This is a genomic window from Pseudoalteromonas sp. SWN29 (assembly GCF_015864465.1).
In the GTDB taxonomy this organism is placed as follows: domain Bacteria; phylum Pseudomonadota; class Gammaproteobacteria; order Enterobacterales; family Alteromonadaceae; genus Pseudoalteromonas.
In genome coordinates this window covers 14,039-38,303 of sequence record NZ_JADYXE010000044.1, presented here as the reverse complement: position 1 = coordinate 38,303, position 24,265 = coordinate 14,039, and the positions used below count along the sequence as shown (strand labels likewise).

The window sequence follows — 24,265 nt, the reverse complement described above, 5'->3', positions numbered from 1 at the left end:
TAAGTATTAAAACTTGTAAGTTATTTGCCCAATAATTTCACGAGGGCTGCCAGGAAAGTGGCCGTTCCGCTCACTAAACCCACTTACAGCATATTCTTTATCAAACAGATTATTAATATTTACACTCAATAACACGTTATCAAAGCGACTCGTCCAGCTCATATCAAATACGGTAAATGGTTTTACTTTTTGACCACTTGTACTAAGTTGCTCACTTACGTAATTTGCACCAAAGGCAATTGATGAATCAATCGAATCCAGTGCGTAGCGAGTCCATAAACCTGCCTGGTGGCGTGGTGCATTAGCAAAGCGCGAACCATCTCCAAATGTATTTGAAAGCGTATCACCCGTTACGCCGTCTACCACTTGCGTATCGTTGTACGCGTAGTTAGCCGTTACGGTCCAGTGCTGCGACAAATCGCCAACTAAAGTTGTTTCAAATCCTCGGCTTTCTACTTCACCTATATTTAAAAGTGCAGCAATGCCATCCCCCGCGCCAGTATCGTCAGGGTTGCTCATTACCACGTTTTCTTTATTAATTTGGTAAATTGCAAAGGTGCTCATTATTTTGCCGTCAAGCCATTGGTTTTTCATACCCAGTTCGGTTTGCTTGCCGGTTTCTGGTTCTAAATTACCTTCGCCCTCTACATCTTCTTGGTCGGCTGACGATGTAGGGTTAAAGCTCTCTGAGTAGTTAATATATACCGATGTGTTTTCTACTGGCTGATAAGTAACAGCAACGCGCGGCGTTATGTCGTTATCTGAGTAACTAAAACCAGTTTCTTGATTAAACTCTTTAAAATGGTCATAGCGCAAACCTGCAATAATTGTCCACTGCTCGCCTACGCTAATTACGTCTTGTGCATACACACCAAATCGGTCGGTATCAACGCCATCGCGGTTCATGTCGGTAAGGTTATAAGTGCTTGGGTCGGTTTCACCGTAGTTTAAATTAAAAATATTTAAATTAGCGACGCCATCGGCCTCATATCGGGCACGTAAGTAGTCATATTCGGTATCAACGGTGTGGTAATCACCACCAAATAAAAACTGATGGGTTAATTGTCCTTGTCCAAAGTTATAAACAAAGTCGGTGGTTAAGCTTGCTTCTTTATTGGCACGAAATTGCTTACGGTATTCTCGTTTGATGGTTTCGTCATCAATGTTTGCTTCGCCATCACCATTTACATCTACCCAGCTTTGCGACTCATGGTAGGCTTGGTCTCGCTCGTTATCCATGTAGCGAAACGTAGTACTTAAAGAAAAATCATCATTAAAATAATGGCTAAGTTCTGCTTGAAGCACCAAAGCTTCCATATTTTGATAATCAACCGCTTCATTAGCGTTATAACTTGGGTCAACTAAAAAGTTGCCGTTGTCATCTACCGGTACGCCCCGTAAGCGGTTACCGCCCAGGTCTTGTTTTATGTAGTCAACACTTGTGGTTAAGGTTGTTGAATCACTTAAATCAAATAACAATCCGCCTGTTAGCTCGGTATTAGCTGAGTCTGCATTGTTACGAAAGCTGTCTTGCTCTTCATAATAACCACCCAATCTATAAGCCATTGTATCGTTTAAACCACCCGTCATATCGAGTGATGCACCACGGGTGTTGTAATTACCCAAAGTAAGCTTTAATTCGCGTTTTTGTGTGTAGCTTGGCTTTTTAGTTACGTAATTAATCATCCCACCAGGTTCGCCACCGCCATACAAAGCAGAGGCAGGCCCTTTTAATACTTCAACACGTTCTACATTAAATAACTGCGGTACACCAAAGCCCGAATATGGGTCGCCACGCACACCATCGTAAAATACATTTGCGTCATCTCTAAAACCACGAAAAGTTACGCCTGAGTAGCTATATTCGCTCACTCCCGCAATAGATCGGTACAAATCGGTAATGTCGCGGGCTGCTTGGTCAATTATAAGCTGCTCTGTTAAAACCTGAGCAGACTGAGGAAGCTTAATAAGATCTAAATTGGTTTTAGTACCAATCTTACTTTCGGTTTCTAGGTAAAATTGCTGGGCGCGGCCTGTTACTTCAATTTTTTCAATGTCTTTATTTTGCTCGGCAAGTGCCAAATGAGGAAAAGCAGATAAAGACGCGGCAATACTCAATGCCAAATAGCTAGGGTTAAACATGATAATTCCTGAGAGGAGTGTAAGTAGTTAACAAGCTAAATGATAACTCTTATCATTTTTAAGATCAACGAAATTGAACTTTAACACTTCTTAATTTTAGAACGAATAACACTTAAAACAGTGAGTTACTTGATGAGTTACTACATAAATAAGTAATAAAGTGACTAACATAACTAGCACACCAAATTGATATGGTATAACATAATGAAAAATGTAATTTAGCAAGACTCTAAAATGATAAATAAACTGCCCGTCACAGTGTTATCTGGTTTTTTAGGCGCTGGTAAAACAACCGTGCTCAGCCATATCCTTAATAACAGGCAAGGTAAAAAAGTCGCCGTTATAGTTAATGATATGAGCGATATAAATATCGATGCCGCCACAATTAAAAGTGCTGTATCGCTAAGTCACAGCGACGAAAAACTCGTTGAAATGAGTAATGGCTGTATTTGCTGCACTCTACGAGAGGACTTACTTGTTGAAGTTGGCAAACTTGCAAAAGAGGGTCGCTTTGATTACCTCGTCATTGAATCTACGGGTATATCTGAGCCCCTCCCGGTTGCCGAAACATTTACCTTTACTGATGAAAACGGTATTTCACTTGGTGATGTTGCCACCCTTGATACCATGGTAACGGTAGTTGATGCGGTTAACTTTTTAAACGATTACGAACAAGCAAACGATCTACAAGACACTGGCGAATCGTTAGGAGAAGACGACGAGCGAAGCGTCGCTGGCCTACTTGTTGATCAGGTTGAATTTGCCGATGTTATTTTAATTAGTAAAACTGATTTAATTACAAACGATGAATTAAATCGACTTACTGCCATTTTAAATACGCTTAATACTCAAGCTAAAATTATTCCTATATCAAACGGCAATATTAATATTAATGAAGTGCTAAACACCGGCCTGTTTAATTTTGAGCGAGCACAACAAGCTCCAGGCTGGCTTAAAGAAATGCGCGGTGAACATATTCCCGAGACCGAAGAGTATGGTATTAGCAGCTTTAACTATACGGCGCGCCGCCCATTTGATCCTGAAAAATTTTATAACTTTCTTCACAGTACCGAACAATATGGCAAGCTTATTCGCTCAAAAGGTTACTTTTGGCTGGCTACTCGGCCTTTATTTTGCGGGCAATGGAGCCAAGCAGGCGGTATTGCTCACTACGGATTTGCTGGCATGTTTTTTAAAGCCATCCCTCAAAAAGAGTGGCCTACAGAGCCCGAATTGCTAGCCGATATAAACAGTAAATGGGTAGAACCCTTTGGTGATATGCGCCAAGAGCTTGTGTTTATTGGTCAATCTTTGAATCAACAAGCGATGATTGAGGCTCTTGATGACTGCTTATTATCAGAAGATGCCGTACTTAAAGGTAAGGACTTTTGGAGAACCTATAACGACCCGTTTCCTATTTGGGAGGAAGAATTATGAACGCACTAGCCCCTTTAACTCACTCTACGCCAGCTACAATGCAGCTATTGCGTAAAGCGGCTCAAAGCACTAATGCTAATGTACTTCCGCAAATTTATAACGAAGATACCAACATTGTTATTTGGCAAAGAAGCGCAGCCGAAAAACTAACAAAAGCAGTTAATACACTCATTGCCACCAGCGCGTTAAAACCATTAGAACTTGCTGTATCGCCCGATGACGCTTTTGATCAGTTAATAAAGGCACTGAAGCCAGAAGATAATAACCGTGATGAGGTTAATACACTTTGTGAAGATATTGCCCTACTTGTTGAAATGTTTTGCTGCCTATTTGATTTAAAGCGCGCAGGTTTAAGACTAAAAGTGCTAGATAAACCCATGTGTCCGCGCTTTCACGTAGACAAAATTCCGTGCCGATTAGTTACAACCTATCAAGGTGTTGCTACGCAGTGGTTAAATCACAGCGATGTAAACCGCTCAAAGCTAGGTACTGGTAATTTAGGTAAACCAGATGAAGAGTCTGGCTTATTTAAAAGCTTAAGTAATATTAACCAGCTAACAGAAGGTGATGTTGTCCTGCTTAAAGGAGAGTACTGGGATGACAACGAAGGTGCAGGTTTAGTGCACCGCTCACCACCGGTAGCTGCAAAAGAGCAACGCTTATTACTAACCCTAGATTTTATTTAATATATTTTTTATAAGAAGGTGTTGCCTTAGCAATATCCTCTTATAACGTTAAGCAAACATAAAATATTACTATAAAACGTCATAATTTATTAAATATTGAATGTAGACTGTGAAATAATTACAACTTATGTACTGTGTTATTTTGGAGTTTTAGTGTGAAAGTAGAGTAACCTTTTTTAGGTAAAACCGGCACGTTATTATTTTTAGTTATTGTGAGTGCCTTTCCGCCTTTAACTACCGATTTATATTTACCTGCCTTGCCAACTATGGTCGAAAAGTTAAGCACTAATCAGGCAATGGTTAACTTAACCCTTAGCGTTTATTTTGTAGCTTATGCTATTGGGTTACTTTTTTGGGGGCCATTAAGCGAAAAATATGGGCGAAAACCTATAATAATGCTTGGCTTAAGTATTTACATAATAGGCAGTTTACTCTGCGCACTTTCGAATCAAGTAGAAATGCTTATTGGCGCCCGTTTAATTCAAGCCTTTGGTGGCAGTGCCGTAACGGTTGTAGCAACGGCTATAGTAAAAGATTTATACGATGGTCGAGAGCGAGAAAAAATAATAGCCACTATTATTTCGTTAGTGATTATTGCCCCTATGGTTGCACCTGTCATTGGCGCATTATTATTAAAAGTAGGCTCTTGGCATATGATGTTTTACGCACTGGCTGGTTTTGGCACTATGTCGATGTTATTAGCGCTTACTTACCAAGAAACATTACAAAGTAAATACACAGGATCAATTATACAATCTTGGGGAAGATTAGGCGTTGTTATAAAAAATCCGCGTTTTCTTTCTTTACTCGCTATTTTTACTATTCCCCCCATGACACTAATGGCATTTTTAGCAGCTGGTTCGTATATTTATATTGATGGCTTTGGCTTATCAGAGCAAACCTTTAGTTATGCGTTTGCTGCTAATGCGTTTTGCGCATCGTTTGGTCCTAGTATTTATATGAAGCTTTCTCAAAAAATATCAGTGAAAAAAATAATTACTACCTGCTTTACATTACTCATGTTATGCGGCGTACTTACTCTTACTTTTGGGCACCTTTCCCCGTGGATTTTCGCAAGTATTGCAGCTCCCGCCACACTTATGGTTATTATTACGCGCGTACCAGGTACTAATTTAATGTTAGATCAGCAAACTGGCGATACAGGCTCCGCTGTGGCGATTATTCAATTTTGTTCGATGATTGCAGGGGCAACAGGCATGATGCTGGTGTCAATTCGCCCAGATGAACTTATAAGTGACTTAGGTATTATTCAGTTAAGTATCGGCACTATTGCTTTGGTTTTATGGTTACTGGTAAAAAATAAAGCGTACGTGATAAACAATCTATCTAAAATTTAAGCAACCTGATTTATGGTTAATAAACTTGCTAACACATTGAATAATAGTGATATTATATTTATTTTTTCTAGCCAAAAACCGCCAACAAAAAAGGCGAATTTACGTACCAATTACTGGCCTAATGAAAATGAATTCAACGCAGTTACCGCTGAAAAAAGCTGCTTGTAGTAGATTTATTACCCACAGCTCAGATTACATTCTCTGTTGCAAAAAAAACGCTCCATAAAGGAGCGTTATTTAAACGAGTTCAACTAATGCTGGTTTAAGCTGATAGCGGTATATCTTGCACTATAGATGCTTTTTTCATGCTGCCTTCTTGCTCTAGGCGAATATGCCAGCTAAACGCTTCTTCGAGTAAATGCGGGGTATGCCCGCCACGCTCACAAGCGCGATTGTAATAGTCGAACATCGCTTCGCGATAATCTGGGTGCACACAATGCTTAATAACTTGTACAGCACGCTCACGCGGTGCTAAGCCACGTAAATCAGCTAAGCCTTGCTCAGTTACTAAAATATCAACATCGTGCTCGTTATGATCAACATGGCTCGCCATAGGCACAACACTTGAAATAGCGCCATTTTTAGCAATCGACTTAGTCACAAATATAGCTAAATGGGCATTTCGGGCAAAGTCACCCGAGCCGCCAATACCATTCATCATTCGTGTGCCACACACATGCGTTGAATTTACATTGCCGTACATATCAAACTCAAGCGCAGTATTAATGGCAATAATACCTAAACGGCGCACTATTTCAGGGTGGTTCGAAATCTCTTGAGGGCGTAACACTAGCTTGTCTTTGTATTTTTCTAAATTATTAAATACTTGCGCGTTACAACGCTCAGACAAAACAATTGAGCTGCCTGATGCAAAGCTCATCTTACCTGCATCAATTAAGTCAAACGTCGAATCTTGCAGTACCTCTGAATACATTGTTAGGTCTTTAAAGTCAGAGTCGAGTAGCCCCATCATCACCGCATTAGCAATGTTACCAATGCCTGCTTGTAATGGACCTAAATTAGCTGGCAATTTATTTTGAGCCACCTCATCTTTAAAAAAGTTAACTAAATGGCGCGCAATTAATGCGGTGTCTTCATCTGGGTCGGTAACGGTCGAAAACGAATCGCTTTGGTTAGTAAAAACAATACCAACAATTTTTGCAGGATCGATAGCAATTGCAGTGCTACCAATGCGGTCGTCTACTTTAACTAACGGCATTGGTTGGCGAGTAGGACGATACGAAGGAATGTATATATCGTGCAAACCTTCAAGATTAGGGTTATGCAGCATATTAATTTCAACAATGACTTCTTTTGCAAAAATAGCAAAGCTTGCTGAGTTACCAACCGATGTAGTAGGCACAATATGCCCTTCTTCGGTAATGGCAACGGCTTCAATAACAGCTACATCAGGCATAGTTAATTGATGATTGCGTAAATGCTCAACCGTTTCAGATAAATGCTGATCAATAAACATTACTTCACCGTTATTAATCGCTTTACGTAAAGTGCTATCTACTTGAAAAGGCATACGACGCGCTAAAATTCCCGCTTCTGTAAGGAGTTTATCTAAGTCATTACCTAGTGATGCACCCGTCATTAAATTTATTTTGATAGGACTTTTTTTGACTTGCTCAATTAATGCTCTGGGTACTGCTTTAGCTTCTCCGGCACGAGTGAAGCCACTCATCCCTACAGTCATTCCATCTTTAATAAACAGACTTGCCTGCTCAGCAGACATAACTTTATTATGCAGATTACTATTGCGAATACGTTCCAAGTTCATTTTGAGCCCCTTTCTAAATTTGGCATTATTCTAATCCTAACTTCGTACTACACAATATAGACTTAAGTCGCATTTACGAATCGAGGATGAGCAACATGTTTAAAAGGGAGGTTAATTTACTTTTAATTAATACTATCACGTAGTTATTAGTAATATTTTTAACAAAAATGACATAACAATCTATAAAGTAATTTATAAAGTAATCTATAAATAAATAGTATTATTTAATTAGAGGAATTATTTTTGAGGAATTAACTTTATTAGTTCAAACACCCAAATGAGGAATTTGGGTGGCAGTCTTACCAGCCACATCTCGGCACACACGTCACAAACTGTGGCTGCTCCCTTCCGGGCCTGACCAGGTTCGCCTGCTAGTGTTGCGAGAGGACCAATAAGACTACCATTGAGGGCCTTGGTTGGCGCGGGAAGGATTATCTCTACTTTTGCTCTGTTATTCAAGGGATAATCTAAAAAGAAAGTGCGATTGCATATTTCATATACAATCGCGGCGTATTTAGCTGTTTTAGTGCGTATTAATTGCTCTCTAACTGCGCTTTTATATTACGAAGTGCTGCTTTTACCTTTTTCATGTTTTCTGGGCCCATGCGTAAAAGCTGTTTTTGTGCATCAGGAAGCTGTTCCCATTCAGAGAATGCATATTGATACGTTACTGAATCACGAAGTAACGGTAAGTCACCTTCTGGCTCTGGCGTATCAAGTAATAAATCGATTGCATCTTCAAGAGTTTGATTAAACTCGTCATCGCCGTAACCAATTTCACTGTATGCATTATTAATAAGTGGCTTATATTCTTCGTACATACGAACGGCTTGCGCTGCACTCATACTGGTAAATATTTTTACATACGGTGTGTAACGCTCATAGCTATTAGGGTTAATTGTTAAAATATCACCTTCATTTACGCTAAACGTTTCTTCTGGTTGAACAACAGGCGTGTGCTTTTTAGCTACTTTACCTTTAGCTAGGTTATCTACAAATACAACACCACGGCGAATTACGTCGTCGGTTACCATTAAGCTCATTACTGAATCACTTAGGTACTCATCCATTTTAGCAACTACAACGGCATCGCTTTCATTAAGCGTTGGTAATGGCTTTACTTCAGGGACAGGCTCACTTGGGCTTTGTGCTGGCACTTCAAGCTCTGCTGGCTTTTCTGGCATAACTGATGGCGCGTCAACTACGGGATCGTTTTCAGGTTTAAGCTCCATCATTGGTTGCTCTTTTGGTGCTTGCTCTACCTCTGTGCGTGTTTGTGGCTCATCACTTGGCTTTAATAGTACAAACGCGGCTGCGCACACAACTATTATTAAAATAATAACGGCGAAAAGAAAATTGTTATTAGGCGGACGTTTTTGAACATCTGACGCTTCTGGTTTATCTGACATACAAACTCCATAAAAATTAAAAGTGCGTTATCACTCAGAGTACCCTGAGTGGAAAAAATTCATTATGAATAGTAACTATAAATACATAACTATTTTAGCTTACAAATATAAACATAAGCTTACTGTACTTACTATTACTCAGTTATCCTTTGATTCTTCTAGCTTAAAGACTTACAGTTAATAAATAAAGTAAAGACGTTGAACAGTTTAAACACCAATATGAAAATCAAGCAAGTCGATCCAGAAAAACCAAAAATAGCCCTATTATTAACGGGCGGTGGCGCACGAGCTGCTTATCAAGTGGGTGTACTTAAAGCGCTCGCTCATAGCATGCCGCGTACAGCTCCATTACCGTTTAGAGTAATAAATGGCACCTCTGCAGGGGCTATTAACTCTGCTGCTTTAGCATGTTACGCCTCTTGTGCACATTTAGCTGTACGAAAACTTGAATCAGTTTGGAAAAACTTTTCGACCTCTATGGTTTATAAAAGTGACTTTTTAAGTGTATTTGGTCATATTGCGCGCAATATTTTAACCAGCTTTCAGTCAGAGCATATTAATCACCCACCAGCGAGTTTGCTAAATAATCGCCCTCTACGTGGTTTGCTCAATGAGATTTTAGACTTACACCGGATAGAGCGTAACTTACACCGAAATTATTTAGATGCGCTTTCAATTACGGCTTCTAGTTATACAACGGGCGACTCTGTTGCGTTTTTTCAATCAAATACACAAACACCATGGCAACGCGCTAAACGCGAAGGCCAAGCCACGCGTATTAACGTTGAGCATTTAATGGCGTCGAGTGCGATTCCTATGGTGTTTCCAAGCGTAAATATTTATAACCATTATTTTGGTGATGGCTCAATACATCAGTTATCGCCGCTCAGCCCATCTATTCATTTAGGGGCTGAAAAAATATTTATTATTGGGGTCGACCAACCTAAAGAGCTTCACCCACCGGGTTACTCGCCACATTACCCTGGCTTATCGGCTGTTGCAGGGCATTTACTCGACAGTGTATTTACCGACACAATGCAGTCTGATTTAGAGCGGTTAGAACGTGTTAATCGCACTTTAGGGCTACTGCCCGCTCGCGATAAACATCAAGAACTTAAACAAATCGATACCTTTGTTATTAACCCGTCGCAAAACTTTAATGCTATTGCTGCGCAGTATTACGACGATATGCCGTGGGCGATTAAAGTATTGCTGCGTACAATCGGTGTTAAAAAACATTCGCAATCGAGTTTAACCAGTTACCTATTGTTTGAAAAACGCTACACCCAGCATCTAATGCAAATTGGCTATGAAGATGGCATGGCGCAGTTACCTAAAATGCGTGAGTTTTTAGAGTTAGATTAAGCCCAAACAGGCACGTTATTCTATTCCGTCGAGCAGGTAGTGCTCTACCCGCTCTACTCGCCTTGGTTTACCTTGTAGTACTAAAACGTCGTTAGCTAACAAGGTTGTTTGCGCTGATGGCGTGTCTATTTCGGCTCCTTCTCTGCGCAGTGCTTTTACGAGTACTCGCCGCTTTTCTAAATTAAGATCTTCAATTGTTTTACTCACGGCATAAGCTTGCTGAGGTAGCGCAACAACGTGTAAATATTCTAATCGGTCAGTTGAGGCATCTTCGCTATCTTTAAAATACCCTGCGTAAAAGCTTTGCATTAGCGGGTAACGGTTTCGACGCTCTTTACTCACTCGGCGCACAATACGTGTCATGGGTACGCCCGACATAGACAACACATGCGAAACGAGCATTAAGCTCGCCTCTAACGACTCGGGCACTACTTCGGTTACACCAAGCGCTTTTAAATAATCGAGCTGGCTGTCGTCACGAGTTCTAATAAGTATTTTAACGTTAGGTGCTATTTGTTTTATGGCATCGATAACAACTTGTGCGTGGTCAAACTCAGTAAAAGTAATAATTACCAGCCGAGCTCGCTCTACTCCTGCGCATTTTAAAATATCTTTTTGCTTAACATAGCCAAATATTACAGGTTCACCCGCCGCTTTGCCTTCTTGTACAAGTATTGGGTTACTTTCAATAGCAACGTAATCTATTGCTTCGGGCTTTAAAAAGCGCGCTATGGTTTGCCCAACACGCGAAAAACCACAAATAACAACATGGTCACTATAAAGCGTACTGCTTTGTGGCTCTGCTTCTAGCGCTAAACTTGGACGATCGAGTATGCCCAAACGATTTAAAATAAATGGCGTTTTATCAATCAAAAATGGTGTAAGCGCCATTGAAAGCACACCCAACGCAATTAAAAATGAGGCTTGCTCTGAGTTTAATAACTGATGCTGCCCAGCAAGTGCAATAAGTACAAAACCAAATTCCCCCATTTGCCACAGCATGATGCCACAGGCGAGTGAATCTTGGTTTCGTTCATGCATTAGCCGCGCACTAAGTGCGACCACTGTAATTTTCAATACGAGTAAACCAAGCAATGCGCCAACAATTATTACTATATGCGCCAGTACAAATAAAATATCTAACTGCATACCCACAGTTACAAAAAACAGCCCCATTAATATATCGCGAAATGGTCGTATATCGGCCTCTAACTGGTGCCTGTAATGGCTCTCACCTAACATCATTCCCGCTAAAAAAGCGCCCAAAGCCATAGACAAGCCAAACATATACGTTAAAAAGCCCGCAAATAGCGCCACTAATATGGTTGTAAGTACAAACAATTCATCGGTTCGTACTTGCGCTATTTCTTTAAAAACAATGGGCAATATCCATTTACCTATGGCCCAAAGTAGCACACATACAAAAGCCCCCTTGCTTAGGGCAAATGCTAGAGCCCAACCAATGGTTTGAGAGTCACTTGATGCAAATAAAGGGAGTATTATTAATAGAGGAACGACAGCAATATCTTGAAATAGCAGTACACCTACGGCCAATTGCCCTCGGCGCTGATTAAGCTCACCTGTTTCTTTTAATAACTTGACCACTACAGCCGTTGAAGAAAGCGCCATAATTGTGCCAATGGTAAAACTGGTGAGTAAGGAAAAGTCTAAACAATATAAAATAATAATGAAGAGTAAACTGGTTATACCTACTTGCAGCGAGCCCAGTCCAAATACTAGGTTTCGCATTGCCATTAGCCGCGAAATAGAAAACTCTAATCCTAAACTAAATAACAAAAACACAATTCCAAGCTCTGCTACAAACTCTATTTCGTGAGATTGTGCCAACCAGCCAATGCCATGACTACCGGCTAAAACCCCAGTTGCTAGGTACGCTAAAATAGGCGGCAAGCCAATGCGTTTAAAAAACCACACAAACAACACTGCCGCTACTAATAAGCCAAAAATTTGAGCATTAATACTTTGCAAATGCAGCCTCGCGTTTAAATTAAACTAGTAGCTTGTAAGTAAATATAACAACCATCTGTTTTTCATGCAATTTTAAAATATGGCACAAAAATCGCTTAGTTACTGCAAAGCAACACCCTCGGGGGAGATTTTAGTGGAAAACGTCCATATTTTGACGCAGCGTGTGTCTGGTCGCGGTGATTTTTTGCCGTTTTCGGCCGAACATACACAAATAAACGAGTCTGCGGCAACGCATGATCTTGTTACAGAGCTACAAACTAGCCTAGTAATAGAAGATGTTTTAGCTATATATGCAAAATTTGCAAAGCAATTGCTAAATTTTTCTGGATTACAGTTCCAATCAACCTTAGGTACAGCTCAAACTTCAGATAGCAATACCGATAATACTCCATATATCTTTGATCTATCTATTGAGAAAGATCATTTAGGCCAGCTAATTTATTTTAGTAAATTTCCGCTTGGTCAAGCAATTGAGAAAAAACTAAATATTTTACATACTGCGCTGGTTTATCCACTTCGCAATGCGATGATGTATAGCCGTGTACTAAAACTTGCCACAAAAGATGCATTAACAGGTTTAAACAACCGTAGTCAATTTAATGACTTTTTGCTGCAAAAGCTCGAAAACTGTCGCCGTTACCAGCGCCCATTTAGTTTAATGCTGCTTGATTTAGATAACTTTAAACAAGTTAATGACAACTTTGGTCATAAAATTGGTGACGATACACTTAAAGAATTTTCAAAAGTACTGTGTAGCAGCATACGCGGTACCGACTCAGTATTTAGATTTGGTGGTGATGAGTTTGCTCTACTCATTGAAGACCCTGAGTTTACAACTAACAAGGTCGTCGCTGAGCGCATAATGTGCTTAGTCAGAAAATCGCCATTAATGTCTAAATACAAAGTAACAACCAGCGTTGGTTTTACTTTAGCTAACAGCCAAGATAGCGAAACCGAAATTTTTGCTCGAGCCGATAAAGGTTTGTACAAAGCAAAAGCATCTGGCAGAAACTGCGCAAAAGCTTATTAATATTTGCTTAAATTAATTAAATAAAAAAGCCTAGCTTCCCCCGCTAGGCTTTTTTATTGCTAAAAATCCAATACTAAGGTTTTGCACTCACCAATTTATAAATAAACAAAGCAGCACAAAAGCCAAAAAAGAATCCACTAATTAAATTAAGTAATGCGGTAATAGTAGCAAGTGGTGTAAATAATACTAAAAGTAGTGGGAGGCTCACGCCTAAAATAAAAAACAATCCCCCCTTACCTAACCAGTAAGCCAATAAAAGTGCTGCAGATACAACCCCACCCACTACTGCATAGCCTAACGTTACAATATTTAACTCAAGTAAAACATTAGCGATAACAGCAATAACTGCGGTTATTAGCATACCCATAGGCGCTTTAGTCACTAACGACAAACCAACATGCGGCTGCTTACTCATTTATTTACACTCCCAAAAAACACCATTTTCATCAACATGCTTAGCACTCATAAAATAACCAACCACTTGCACTAATTCATCATTATAAAAAATAAGCGGCACACTGGCGCGCAGCCAAGGCGCTATTTTTGCATCTTTAAACCAATGTTTTACGGTATTGCTACCCGGCTTTTTAAGTGGTTTTATACGTGCGCTATTACAATTAAAGCGCACTGTTACTTGTTCGTTTTTGTTTGGAGGCCTTACTCCGCAGCCATTGGATTTAATTAGTAAACGCCCGTCTGCAAGTTTTAACTCTGAATGATTGAGCTCAATATAATTAAGCTCAGCATCTGTTAATTCTGCACTTGGTGTTACAAAGTACAAATAACCTTGATGACGACGTATTTGTCCATCAGTTAAATCAATACGCATTTGCGCGTCATTTTTTGCATTAACTGCTTGATTAATAATTTGTTCAAGTTGCTTTTGCGATGGCATCACTTGCGTAAATAATGCAAGCCACGCACGTACTATATTTGCAATTCGCGCTGCACTGTATTCGCTTACTTGATTAACGCACAGTGCTTGATACTCGTTAATACACTTATTTAAATCGAGCTGTGTATATTCATCAAGTAGTGTTTGCTGTTGCTGTAGCAACTCAATACTTCGTGCAGTACATTGCTCAAACCCATTAAAGCGCTCAGCTAACACCGGTACTATTTTTGAGCGTAAAAAGTTACGGTCAAAACTTTCATCTGTATTAGAGTCATCGGTTATGTGGTTAATGCTAAACTGCGCTGCAAAGGCTTCTATATCGCTGCGCGCTACATTTAACAATGGTCTAAAACATACGCGACCACTTTGAAGTAAACGCGCTTGGTGCATTGCGCCAAGCCCTTTTAAACCCGAACCTCGCTTTAAGCGCAGCAAAAATGTTTCTACTTGGTCGTTTAAATGCTGGCCCAGTAAAATAATACTGCCTTTTGGACTTAGTTCATCAAGTGCTTTGTAACGGGCGTCACGTGCTTGGGCTTCAAGGCTTGTACGCGATTGTTGCTCAATAACTACTTTCGCGGCTTCAAAGGACACATTAAGCTCTCTGCACAAATTTTGGCAAAAGCGTTGCCAATCATCAGCATACTGGCTCAAACCATGGTGTACATAGATAGCCGATATATTAATTGCAGGGTTATCTGCTTTTAAAGTACGCATTAAATGCAGCAACACCACCGAATCAACACCACCAGAAAGCGCAACTGTAAAAACAGTATTGCCTTGCTCAATATAGCTATTTAGTGATTTTTTTAATTGCTGATAAATTGCTGATGTATGCATATGGGCGCACTTTTATATAAAAACTCTGAACATTTTAAAGCAAAAAAGCCGCATAAGCGGCTTTTTTTTAACATTTAATGTGTTTAGCAATAACCAAACGACATTAAACGTTTGTAACGTTGATCAAGCATTTCTTCAAGCGTAAGCGCTTGTAGGTCTGCTAAGTCACGTTTAAGGCGAACTTTTAAGTTACGTGCCATCGCATCGTAATTGCGGTGCGCGCCACCTAGAGGTTCATCAATTAAGTTACTGATTAAGTCTAGCTCTTTAACACGCTCTGCGGTTACACCCATTGCTTCTGCTGCAAGTGGTGCTTTGTCGGCACTTTTCCAAAGAATAGACGCACAACCTTCAGGCGAAATTACAGAGTAAGTACTGTATTGCAACATGTTAACTCTGTCGCCAACACCAATCGCTAATGCACCACCTGAACCGCCTTCGCCAATAACCGTACATATTGTCGGCACTTTAAGTGTCGCCATTACTTTTAAGTTACGCGCGATTGCTTCAGATTGACCACGTTCTTCAGCGCCAACACCTGGGTATGCACCCGGCGTGTCGATAAAGGTCATGATTGGCATTTTAAAACGCTCAGCCATTTCCATTAAGCGTAATGCTTTACGGTAACCTTCTGGCTTTGGCATACCAAAGTTACGTTTAATTTTTTCAGCAGTGTCACGGCCTTTTTGTTGGCCAATAACCATTACTGGTTCGCCATCTAAACGCGCAACGCCACCTAAAATAGCCGGATCGTTGGCAAATGTACGATCGCCAGAAAACTCGTCAAATTCCGTGAAAATGCGCTCGATATAATCTCGAGTGTAAGGACGCAACGGATGACGTGCTAACTGTGATACTTGCCAGGCGCCTAAATTAGAAAAAATCTCCTGTTTTTGCTTGGCGCTTTTTTCTTTTAATTTGCTGACTTCCTCTTCTAACTCAAGGTCTAATTCGCCAGCGCGGCTTATATTTTGTAATTCTTCAATTTTTGCTTCTAATTCTGCAATTGGAAGCTCAAAATCAAGATAATTGAGGCTCATGCTCTAAACTACCTAATTAGTTAAATTCTAGTTCTACGTCTTGCGCCGCCATGAGTGATAACTTATGAATTAAGTCGTCACTTGGCGTAACACACCATTCGATCCCAAGAGTTAATTGCGCCAACGCATCTGGACGTTGGTAATAAACCTTGATCGGACACGTTCCCATTTTATAGGGTTCGAGTACTTTTTGTAATTTATCGAAGAAACCTGCCTCGACTTGCACCATGTTCAGCGTCATTTTAATCGCTTTAATGCGTTTTTCACGCGCTTGAGCAATGGTGTTTATTTCTCTGGCGGTCATTGTAATACCACCGGAGAAGTTATCAAAGCTGACCTGTCCAGATATTACCAAGATATTGTTAACTTGGAGCATATCTTGGTACTTTTCAAACTCGTCTGAATACAAGCGTACATCAATCCGTGCACTCTTGTCATCTAAAGTTACTAAGGCCCAACGATTTCCTTTTTTATTAATTAATACCCTAGAGGCAATCACTAAACCAGCAGCGGTTGCAAACACATCACGGTTAGTGGGCTGTAAATCAACTATTTTTCCGCTGGTATAATGCTTAAGTTCGCGGCGGTACTGATTTATCGGATGCCCAGTTAAATAAAGGCCTAGCGTTTCTTTTTCGCCTTCTAACCACTCGTTATCGGTGAGTCCTGTGGCTTTAATAAAGGCTTGTTCAACCTCATCAGGCTCGGTGGCTAATAAACCAAACAAATCACTTTGCCCTAACAGCTCCGCTTTGTTGTGTTGGTCAGCCGCACGCATTGCATCCTTTAAGCTAGCTAGTAATGTAGCACGCCCAGGTTGTGTTTTTTCTGGCCCTAACTTATCAAGTGCACCTGAATAAATTAATTTTTCGGTTACGCGTTTATTTACGCGTTTTAAGTCCACTCGAGCACAAAAATCGAATAAATCTTTAAATGGGCCCCCTTTCGCACGCGCTTCTAGTATTGCATCAACCGGTGCTTCACCCACGCCTTTAATTGCGCCAATGCCGTAAACAATTTCGCCTTGCAGGTTTACTGTAAACTTAAACTCGCCTGCATTTACGTCTGGCGGCAATAAGGTGAGCTTCATGTTTTCACATTCATCCACCAAAATAACTATTTTGTCGGTGTTATCCATATCGGCCGACATAACCGCAGCCATAAACTCTGCAGGATGATGCGTTTTCATCCACAGCGTTTGATACGATACTAATGCATATGCCGCTGAGTGAGATTTATTAAAACCATAACCTGCGAACTTTTCTACCAGATCGAAGATTTTTATCGCGAGTTCGCCGTCAATGCCGTTATTTCTTGCGCCATCTTCAAACGTTGAACGCTGCTTTGCCATTTCTTCGGGTTTTTTCTTACCCATTGCCCGGCGAAGCATATCGGCGCCGCCTAGCGTATAACCTGCTAGTACTTGCGCTATTTGCATTACTTGTTCTTGATACAAGATAATGCCGTACGTTGGCTCGAGTATTGGTTTTAAGCTTTCGTGCTGATACTGTGCGTCTGGGTATGATATTTCTTCTCGGCCCAGTTTTCGGTCGATAAAGTTATCTACCATGCCTGATTGCAGCGGACCTGGGCGGAACAAGGCCACCAATGCAATCATATCTTCAAAGCTATCGGGCTTTAACCGGCGTACTAAGTCTTTCATACCGCGCGATTCTAGCTGAAATACAGCGGTCGTTTCGGCGCGAAGTAGCAACTCAATACTTTTTTTATCATCCAGTGGAATGGTGTTTATATCAACGAGGTCTTTACCTTGGCGCTTCATGCGCACGTTGGTCATATCGACAGCCCACTGTAATATAGTCAGTGTACGCAAACCCAAGAAATCGAACTTAACTAAGCCTGCGGTTTCTACGTCATTTTTATCAAACTGTGTTACCGGAAACTTACCTTCGTCATCACAATAAAGCGCAGAAAAGTCGGTAATTGTCGTTGGCGATATTACTACGCCACCCGCATGTTTACCGGCGTTACGTGTACACCCTTCGAGGATACGACACATATCGATTAAATCTTTTACTTCATTGTCGCCATCGTAGGCTTCTTGCAAGCGTGGTTCTATATCAAACGCTTTGGCAAGTGTCATCCCAGGATCGCCTGGAATCATTTTTGAAATACGATCGACAAACCCGTAAGGATGCCCAAGCACTCGCCCTACATCGCGTATTACCGCTTTTGCAGCCATGGTGCCAAAGGTAATAATTTGCGATACGGCATTACGCCCATACAAAGCCGACACGTGATCAATTACTTCGTCTCGTCTGTCCATACAAAAATCGACGTCGAAATCGGGCATTGATACACGTTCAGGATTCAAAAATCGCTCAAACAGCAAGTCGAATTCGAGTGGATCCAAATCGGTAATTTTAAGTGCGTACGCAACCAATGAACCTGCACCTGAACCACGGCCAGGTCCAACAGGAATATTGTTATCTTTACTCCACTGAATAAACTCCATTACGATTAAGAAGTAACCTGGGAATCCCATTTGGTTAATTACGCCAAGCTCTATATCTAGTCGCTCATCGTATTCAACACGTTTTACTTTTCGCTCTTCTTCATCGGGGAATAAAAACTGTAGTCGCTCTTCAAGGCCGTCTTCTGATACCTTAACTAAAAACTCATCAATCTTAAGTGAGCCAGTTGGGTAATCAGGTAAAAAGTAAGTCCCTAGCTGAACAGTTACATTACAACGTTTAGCTATCTCTACTGTGTTTTGTAGCGCCTCAGGTATATCGCAAAACAACTCAGCCATCTGCTCTGATGTTTTTAGATATTGTTCTTCAGAAAATCGCTTCGGCCTGCGTTTATCGTCAAGCGTGTAGCCGTCAAAAATGGCAACACGAATTTCGTGCGCTTCAAAGTTTTCTGGCTTTAAAAACACCACTTCGTTGGTCGCTACAACAGGTAACTGCTCTTTGGTAGCAAGCTCTACCGCCATGTGTAAGTAGTCTTCTTCAAGCGGTCGATTGGTTCGAACAAGCTCAAGGTAGTAGTTATCGCTAAAATGCTGCTTATAAAAGCTAACTACCGACTCAATTACACTCGGGTTATTTTTTAATAACGCTTTACCTAAATCACCGTCTTTAGCGCCCGAGAGAATAATTAAGCCGGTTTTATGTTCCACCAGCCATTCTCGATCAATCACTGGGCGATGAAACACATGCCCACGTTGATACGCTTTAGATATTAATAAGGTAATATTTTTATAGCCGTCGTTGTCTTTGGCTAATATGGTTAAGCGGCTTGGCTCGTCAGGAAATTCTGGGCTACGAACCCAAAAGTCAGCACCCACAATCGGTTTAATGCCGGCGTTATGCGTTGCGCCATAAAAACGTACTAAACCACAAAAGTTCATTTGATCGGTAATCGCAATGGCTGGCATTTGCAGCTCTTGCGCTTTTGCGACTATTGGCTTTGTTTTAGCAAGGCCATCAACCATCGAAAAGTCTGAATGAACTCTTAAATGAACAAAATCAGGAGCAGCCATGCTTAGCCCTCACCATTGGCTTGCGCCAAAACGCGCTGAACAGGTTTAAAACTTTTACGATGCTCGTCAATTGCGCCGTACTGCTCAAGCGCTGCAAAATGTGCTTTAGTCGGGTACCCTTTATGCCCTGCAAAGCCATATTCTGGGTGGCGCTTATCGAGTTCAATCATTTCGTCATCGCGCGCTACTTTGGCTAAAATAGATGCCGCTGAAATTTCGGCCACTAAGCTATCGCCTTTCACAACAGCTTGCGCGGGAATCGTGAGTTTTGGTAAGCGATTACCATCTATAAATACAAATTCTGGTTGTGTGCTTAACGCCTCTACTGCGCGGGTCATGGCAAGCATAGTTGCGTGCAGAATATTTAATTCATCAATCTCTGTTGGATTGCAGCGGCCGTATGCGTAACACAATGCTTTTTCTTTTATTTCAATCGCAAGCGCTTGGCGTTTTTTATCTGTTAATTTTTTAGAATCGGCTAAGCCTGCAATAGGTTTTGAAGGGTCTAAAATAACGGCGGCAGTAACTACGTCGCCAACAAGTGGGCCGCGACCTACTTCATCTACACCGGCAATTAAGGCTACGTTGGGTCTATCAATTTGCATTTATTAACTCCGCCACAGCATTAGCTGCTTGTTCGCTGGCATTTAATCTAATTTTTTCGTGAATAGCTAAAAAGCGTGCTTTTAGCTCAATGTTATCGGTATTAAGCATTGGGGTAAGCGCATTGGTTAAATTAGCCACGTTACACTCGCTTTGTAAAAACTCAGGGACTAACTCTTCGTCTGCTAATAAATTAGGCAGCGAAAAGTACTTTATATTAAACGTAAATAAGGTTTTAAAAATCCAATAGCTCAACGGCTTTATTTTATAACCCACTACCATTGGCTTTTTATAAAGCATACCTTCAAGTGTGGCAGTGCCCGACGCTAATAAAATAGCATCGGCGGCTTGCATCGCTAATTTTGATTGCCCATCAAGCAGGTTAACATTAAGGTTTGGCGCGGTAGAGTTTAATATATCAGTAAACTGCGCTTTGCGTTTCTCATTAACCAATGGCACCACAATTTTAAGATTGGGGTTTTTAGCTTGCAGCTCTGCAGCAGTTTTAATATAAGTTTCGCTTAGTAAACCAACTTCAGAGCCTCTACTACCTGGTAGTAACGCCAGTACTTTGTCATCAAGGCTTAAGCCTAATTCTGCACGTGCTTTAGTATCGTCGTGCTCAAGCGCTATATCGTCAGCCAAGGTATGCCCTACAAATGTACATGGCACTTGGTGCTTATCGTAAAATTCTTTTTCAAATGGTAATAACGCCAACACTAAGTTAGTCGCTGCACTTATTGTATGTATACGCTTTTCGCGCCACGCCCAAACAGATGGGCTTACATACTGTACGGTTTTAATGCCCATATCTTTAAGTGGCTTTTCAACGCGTAAGTTAAAATCGGGTGCGTCTATACCTATAAATACATCAGGTGGGTTATCTACAAAATGCTGCACGAGTTGTTTACGTATTTTAAGCAACCGCGGCAAACGCCCAAGTACCTCAACAAGCCCCATTACCGAAAGCTCATCCATGTCGTAAAGTGTTTTACAGCCTTGCGCTTGCATTTTAGGCCCTGCTATCCCTTCAAAAATAGCATCCGGGAAGTGCTTTTTAAGGGCTTTAATTAAGCCTTCGCCTAAAATATCGCCCGACAGTTCACCTGCCACAATACCAATTCGTAGTTGTTTTTTATCTTTATTCATTTGATTTTATTTCACAAGTAAACCAGGCGTTCATGAGGATTAGTTTACCGTGTTTTACTGTTTGGTTAAACGCTTTAAATAACTGGTTTTTTATCACCTAAGTTAAGGCTTTATGTTGTTTGTTTTTAATACTGATGTAGCATAGGAAATATATTAAGTTTTACTAATATGTATGTTGACAAAAATTGCACAAAAGTAAATACTATCACAAACTTTCAGTAATTACTGAAAGTTCATTAAAGCTTAACTTTGCCAATTAAATGTTGCCCTGTTAATCCGTCACTCTCAAGGAGCCAATAATGATAGATGAAACCTTTGTGGATCTATCGCGATTACAGTTTGCTGTTACCGCTCTCTTTCATTTCTTATTCGTACCGTTAACGATAGGTATGACCTGGATTTTAGTTATTATGGAATCGGTTTATGTAATGACCGGTCGCGAAATTTATCGTGATATGACTAAGTTTTGGGGAAAATTGTTTGGTATTAACTTTGCAATTGGTGTGGCCACAGGCCTTACCATGGAGTTTGAGTTTGGTACTAACTGGTCTTATTACTCGCATTACGTAGGTGATGTTTTTGGGGCTCCCCTTGCTATTGAAGGTTTAATGGCATTCTTTTTAGAATCGACCTTTGTTGGCATGTTCTTTTTAGGGTGGGACAGACTCTCTAAACGCCAGCATTTAGGTGCAACCTTTTTAATGGCCATTGGTACTAACATGTCGGCGCTGTGGATTTTGATTGCCAACGGTTGGATGCAAAACCCGGTAGGTGCTGAGTTTAACTATCAAACTATGCGCATGGAAATGACCAGCTTTGCAGAGCTTGTGTTTAACCCTGTAGCACAAGTTAAGTTTATTCATACTGTATCGGCAGGTTATGTAGCTGCATCAATGTTTGTATTGGGTATAAGCAGTTGGTACATATTAAAAGGCCGCGACCTTGCATTTGCTAAGCGTTCGTTTTCGGTCGCTTCTGGTTTTGGTTTAGCGTCAATTTTATGTGTAATTTTACTCGGCGACGAATCAGGCTACGAAGTAGGCGAAGTTCAAAAAGTAAAACTGGCAACAATTGAAGCCGAATGGCATACAGAAGAAGCCCCAGCTGCGTTTACCGCATTTGGTTTCCCTGATTCAGAAGAGCAAGTAACACATGCTGCGGTTAAAATACCTTACGCACTTGGGTTAATTGCAACTCGCTCGCTCGATGAGCAAGTAACCGGTATTAACGACCTAGAAAAACAACACGAAGTACGAATCCGTAACGGTATGATAGCTTATAAATACCTTACAAAACTCAGAAACGGTGAAGACACGCCTGAAAATATAGCGACATTTAATACCCTAAAAGATGATTTAGGTTATGGCTTGCTACTTAAGCGCTACACACCTGATGTTGTAGATGCTACCGAAGATCAAATTCAAAAAGCCGTTAAAGACTCTTTCCCTAAAGTAGGCCCTATGTTTTGGTCATTTAGGATTATGGTTGCCTGTGGTGTAGCGATGCTTGGTGTATTTATATTGGCATTTTACTACAACGCACACCGCGTGATTGAGCAAAAGCGCTGGTTGTTATGGGCTGCTGTATTGAGCATTCCACTACCTTGGATAGCTATTGAATTTGGCTGGATAGTTGCTGAATATGGTCGCCAACCTTGGGCTATATCTGAAATACTGCCGACCTTTTTAGCCACGTCGTCACTAACAATAAACGACATTCTAATTAGCTTAACTGGATTTATTGTTTTCTACACTGGTTTAGCCATTGTTGAAGGCTGGCTGATGATCCGTTTTGTTAAGCAAGGGCCGAGCTCGCTGCATACAGGTAAATATCATTTTGAGTTACCAAACAAAGCTGAGCAAACTGAAGGAGAGCAATCATGATTTTTGATTATGAAACATTAAAAATGCTTTGGTGGTTGATCATTGGTGTGCTGCTTATTGGCTTTGCTATTACCGATGGCATGGATATGGGCGTTGCTATGTTGCTTCGCCTAGTTGGTAAAACAGATTCAGAGCGCCGCACAGTAATAAACACAATTGGCCCGCATTGGGACGGTAACCAAGTATGGTTTATAACCGCAGGCGGTGCGTTGTTCGCAGCGTGGCCTATGGTTTATGCCGCTGCATTTTCGGGCTTTTACTTTGCCATGATGTTAGTACTATTTGCCTTGTTTTTTAGACCACTTGGGTTTGATTACCGTAGTAAAGTAGATTCAAAACGCTGGCGTAATAACTGGGATTGGGGCTTGCTTGCAGGCAGCGCAATTCCGGCATTAGTTTTTGGTGTTGCATTTGGTAACTTATTTTTAGGCGTACCGTTTAATATTGATAACCTAATGCGTGTTAGCTACCAAGGCTCATTTTTTGGCTTGCTTAACCCATTTGGATTACTTGCAGGTTTGATTAGTATTACCATGTTAGTTGCTCATGCTGGTATGTGGTTACAACTTCGTACAGCAACTGTAGTAGCAGAGCGTTCAGGTCAATATGGTCGCTACTCTCTAATTGCATTTATTGTATTATTTGCAGCTGCTGGTTTTTGGGTTGCTAATTTAACGGGTTACCAAATTGTATCTATGCCTGATACGCAAAGCCACGCAGACCCTTTAGCTAAAGTAGTAACAACAGCGCAAGGTGCATGGTTAAGTAATTACAGCGATCGTCCGTGGACAATGACCTTCCCTATATTAGCGTTTGCAATGGCATTAAGTGCTCTTATATTTTCTAAATTGAATAAGCCAGCACTTGGGCTTATTTCAACAAGCTTAATGTTAGTAGGCGTAATTATGACGGCAGGTGTTTCACTGTTCCCATTTATTATGCCATCAAGCAATAATCCTAATATTAGCTTAACAATTTGGGATGCGGTATCGAGCCATAGAACGCTCAATGTAATGTTTGTTGCAGTATCTATTTTTGTACCACTTATTTTAACCTACACCACATGGTGTTACGTAAAAATGTGGCGCAGAGTGACAGTTGAAGAAATTGAAAATAACACTCACGGTAGCTATTAAGGAGACTAA

General features: G+C 40.8%; 16 protein-coding genes, 1 other RNA gene and 1 pseudogene. 7 read left to right on the top strand and 11 right to left on the bottom strand.

Annotated features, from left to right (window positions below; translation table 11 throughout):
* Positions 1-6: 6 nt before the first annotated feature.
* On the bottom strand, positions 7-2,142 hold the full coding sequence (locus tag I6F53_RS15790) for a TonB-dependent siderophore receptor (protein ID WP_197240212.1): 2,136 nt from the start codon (positions 2,140-2,142) through the stop codon (positions 7-9).
* Positions 2,143-2,376: 234 nt separating this feature from the next.
* Here I6F53_RS15790 and zigA point away from each other — a divergent pair, with 234 nt between their 5' ends.
* The 3 genes and pseudogenes from zigA to I6F53_RS15775 form a co-directional block, all read left to right on the top strand.
* Complete coding sequence (gene zigA, locus I6F53_RS15785) at positions 2,377-3,579, top strand: zinc metallochaperone GTPase ZigA (RefSeq protein ID WP_197240211.1); 1,203 nt, start codon at positions 2,377-2,379, stop codon at positions 3,577-3,579.
* Positions 3,576-4,265: a DUF1826 domain-containing protein gene (locus I6F53_RS15780; protein WP_197240210.1), complete on the top strand. Its 690-nt coding sequence runs from the start codon at positions 3,576-3,578 to the stop codon at positions 4,263-4,265. The genes zigA and I6F53_RS15780 overlap by 4 nt, the downstream gene beginning before the upstream one ends.
* A 203-nt stretch (positions 4,266-4,468) precedes the next feature.
* Positions 4,469-5,623, top strand: a pseudogene (locus I6F53_RS15775) (multidrug effflux MFS transporter); the annotation flags it as partial.
* Positions 5,624-5,885: 262 nt separating this feature from the next.
* On the opposite strand, the gene I6F53_RS15770 reads toward I6F53_RS15775, so the two are convergent.
* The 3 genes from I6F53_RS15770 to I6F53_RS15760 all read right to left on the bottom strand — a co-directional run bounded on the left by I6F53_RS15770 (position 5,886) and on the right by I6F53_RS15760 (position 8,818).
* Entirely contained in the window at positions 5,886-7,409 is a 1,524-nt protein-coding gene (locus I6F53_RS15770; protein ID WP_197240208.1) for an acetyl-CoA hydrolase/transferase family protein, read from the bottom strand.
* 297 nt (positions 7,410-7,706) lie between these two features.
* Positions 7,707-7,803, bottom strand: an RNA gene (gene ffs, locus I6F53_RS15765) — signal recognition particle sRNA small type.
* A 139-nt stretch (positions 7,804-7,942) separates the two neighbouring features.
* Positions 7,943-8,818, bottom strand: a complete 876-nt coding sequence (locus I6F53_RS15760) for a DUF3014 domain-containing protein (RefSeq protein WP_197240207.1) — start codon at positions 8,816-8,818, stop codon at positions 7,943-7,945.
* A gap of 219 nt (positions 8,819-9,037) precedes the next feature.
* Between I6F53_RS15760 and I6F53_RS15755 the strand changes: the two genes are divergently transcribed.
* Positions 9,038-10,183, top strand: a complete 1,146-nt coding sequence (locus I6F53_RS15755; protein WP_024599802.1) for a patatin-like phospholipase family protein — start codon at positions 9,038-9,040, stop codon at positions 10,181-10,183.
* Between the two features lie 15 nt (positions 10,184-10,198).
* On the opposite strand, the gene I6F53_RS15750 is transcribed toward I6F53_RS15755, so the two are convergent.
* On the bottom strand, positions 10,199-12,172 hold the full coding sequence (locus I6F53_RS15750; protein ID WP_197240206.1) for a monovalent cation:proton antiporter-2 (CPA2) family protein: 1,974 nt from the start codon (positions 12,170-12,172) through the stop codon (positions 10,199-10,201).
* A gap of 133 nt (positions 12,173-12,305) precedes the next feature.
* Here I6F53_RS15750 and I6F53_RS15745 point away from each other — a divergent pair, with 133 nt between their 5' ends.
* Complete coding sequence (locus tag I6F53_RS15745; RefSeq protein WP_197240205.1) at positions 12,306-13,202, top strand: GGDEF domain-containing protein; 897 nt, start codon at positions 12,306-12,308, stop codon at positions 13,200-13,202.
* 73 nt (positions 13,203-13,275) lie between these two features.
* Here I6F53_RS15745 and I6F53_RS15740 read toward each other — a convergent pair whose 3' ends face one another.
* From I6F53_RS15740 to lpxB, 6 genes are all read right to left on the bottom strand, one after another.
* Positions 13,276-13,617: a hypothetical protein gene (locus tag I6F53_RS15740; RefSeq protein ID WP_197178554.1), complete on the bottom strand. Its 342-nt coding sequence runs from the start codon at positions 13,615-13,617 to the stop codon at positions 13,276-13,278.
* Positions 13,618-14,937 (bottom strand): tRNA lysidine(34) synthetase TilS, encoded by a 1,320-nt coding sequence (gene tilS, locus I6F53_RS15735; RefSeq protein ID WP_197240204.1) that lies wholly within the window; start codon positions 14,935-14,937, stop codon positions 13,618-13,620.
* An 83-nt stretch (positions 14,938-15,020) separates the two neighbouring features.
* Positions 15,021-15,977: an acetyl-CoA carboxylase carboxyl transferase subunit alpha gene (gene accA, locus I6F53_RS15730; protein ID WP_197240203.1), complete on the bottom strand. Its 957-nt coding sequence runs from the start codon at positions 15,975-15,977 to the stop codon at positions 15,021-15,023.
* Positions 15,978-15,993: 16 nt separating this feature from the next.
* Positions 15,994-19,485: a DNA polymerase III subunit alpha gene (dnaE, locus tag I6F53_RS15725; protein WP_197240202.1), complete on the bottom strand. Its 3,492-nt coding sequence runs from the start codon at positions 19,483-19,485 to the stop codon at positions 15,994-15,996.
* Positions 19,486-19,487: 2 nt separating this feature from the next.
* Positions 19,488-20,090 (bottom strand): ribonuclease HII, encoded by a 603-nt coding sequence (gene rnhB / locus I6F53_RS15720; RefSeq protein WP_197240201.1) that lies wholly within the window; start codon positions 20,088-20,090, stop codon positions 19,488-19,490.
* Positions 20,080-21,237 carry a lipid-A-disaccharide synthase gene (gene lpxB, locus I6F53_RS15715; RefSeq protein WP_197240200.1) on the bottom strand — a complete coding sequence of 386 codons (1,158 nt, stop codon included), beginning with the start codon at positions 21,235-21,237 and terminating at the stop codon, positions 20,080-20,082. The genes rnhB and lpxB overlap by 11 nt, the downstream gene beginning before the upstream one ends.
* A 299-nt stretch (positions 21,238-21,536) precedes the next feature.
* On the opposite strand from lpxB, the gene I6F53_RS15710 reads away from it, so the two are divergent.
* Positions 21,537-23,120: a cytochrome ubiquinol oxidase subunit I gene (locus I6F53_RS15710; RefSeq protein WP_165739353.1), complete on the top strand. Its 1,584-nt coding sequence runs from the start codon at positions 21,537-21,539 to the stop codon at positions 23,118-23,120.
* Complete coding sequence (gene cydB / locus I6F53_RS15705) at positions 23,117-24,256, top strand: cytochrome d ubiquinol oxidase subunit II (RefSeq protein ID WP_231615026.1); 1,140 nt, start codon at positions 23,117-23,119, stop codon at positions 24,254-24,256. Before I6F53_RS15710 ends, cydB begins: the two co-directional genes overlap by 4 nt.
* The last annotated feature ends 9 nt before the right edge of the window (positions 24,257-24,265 follow it).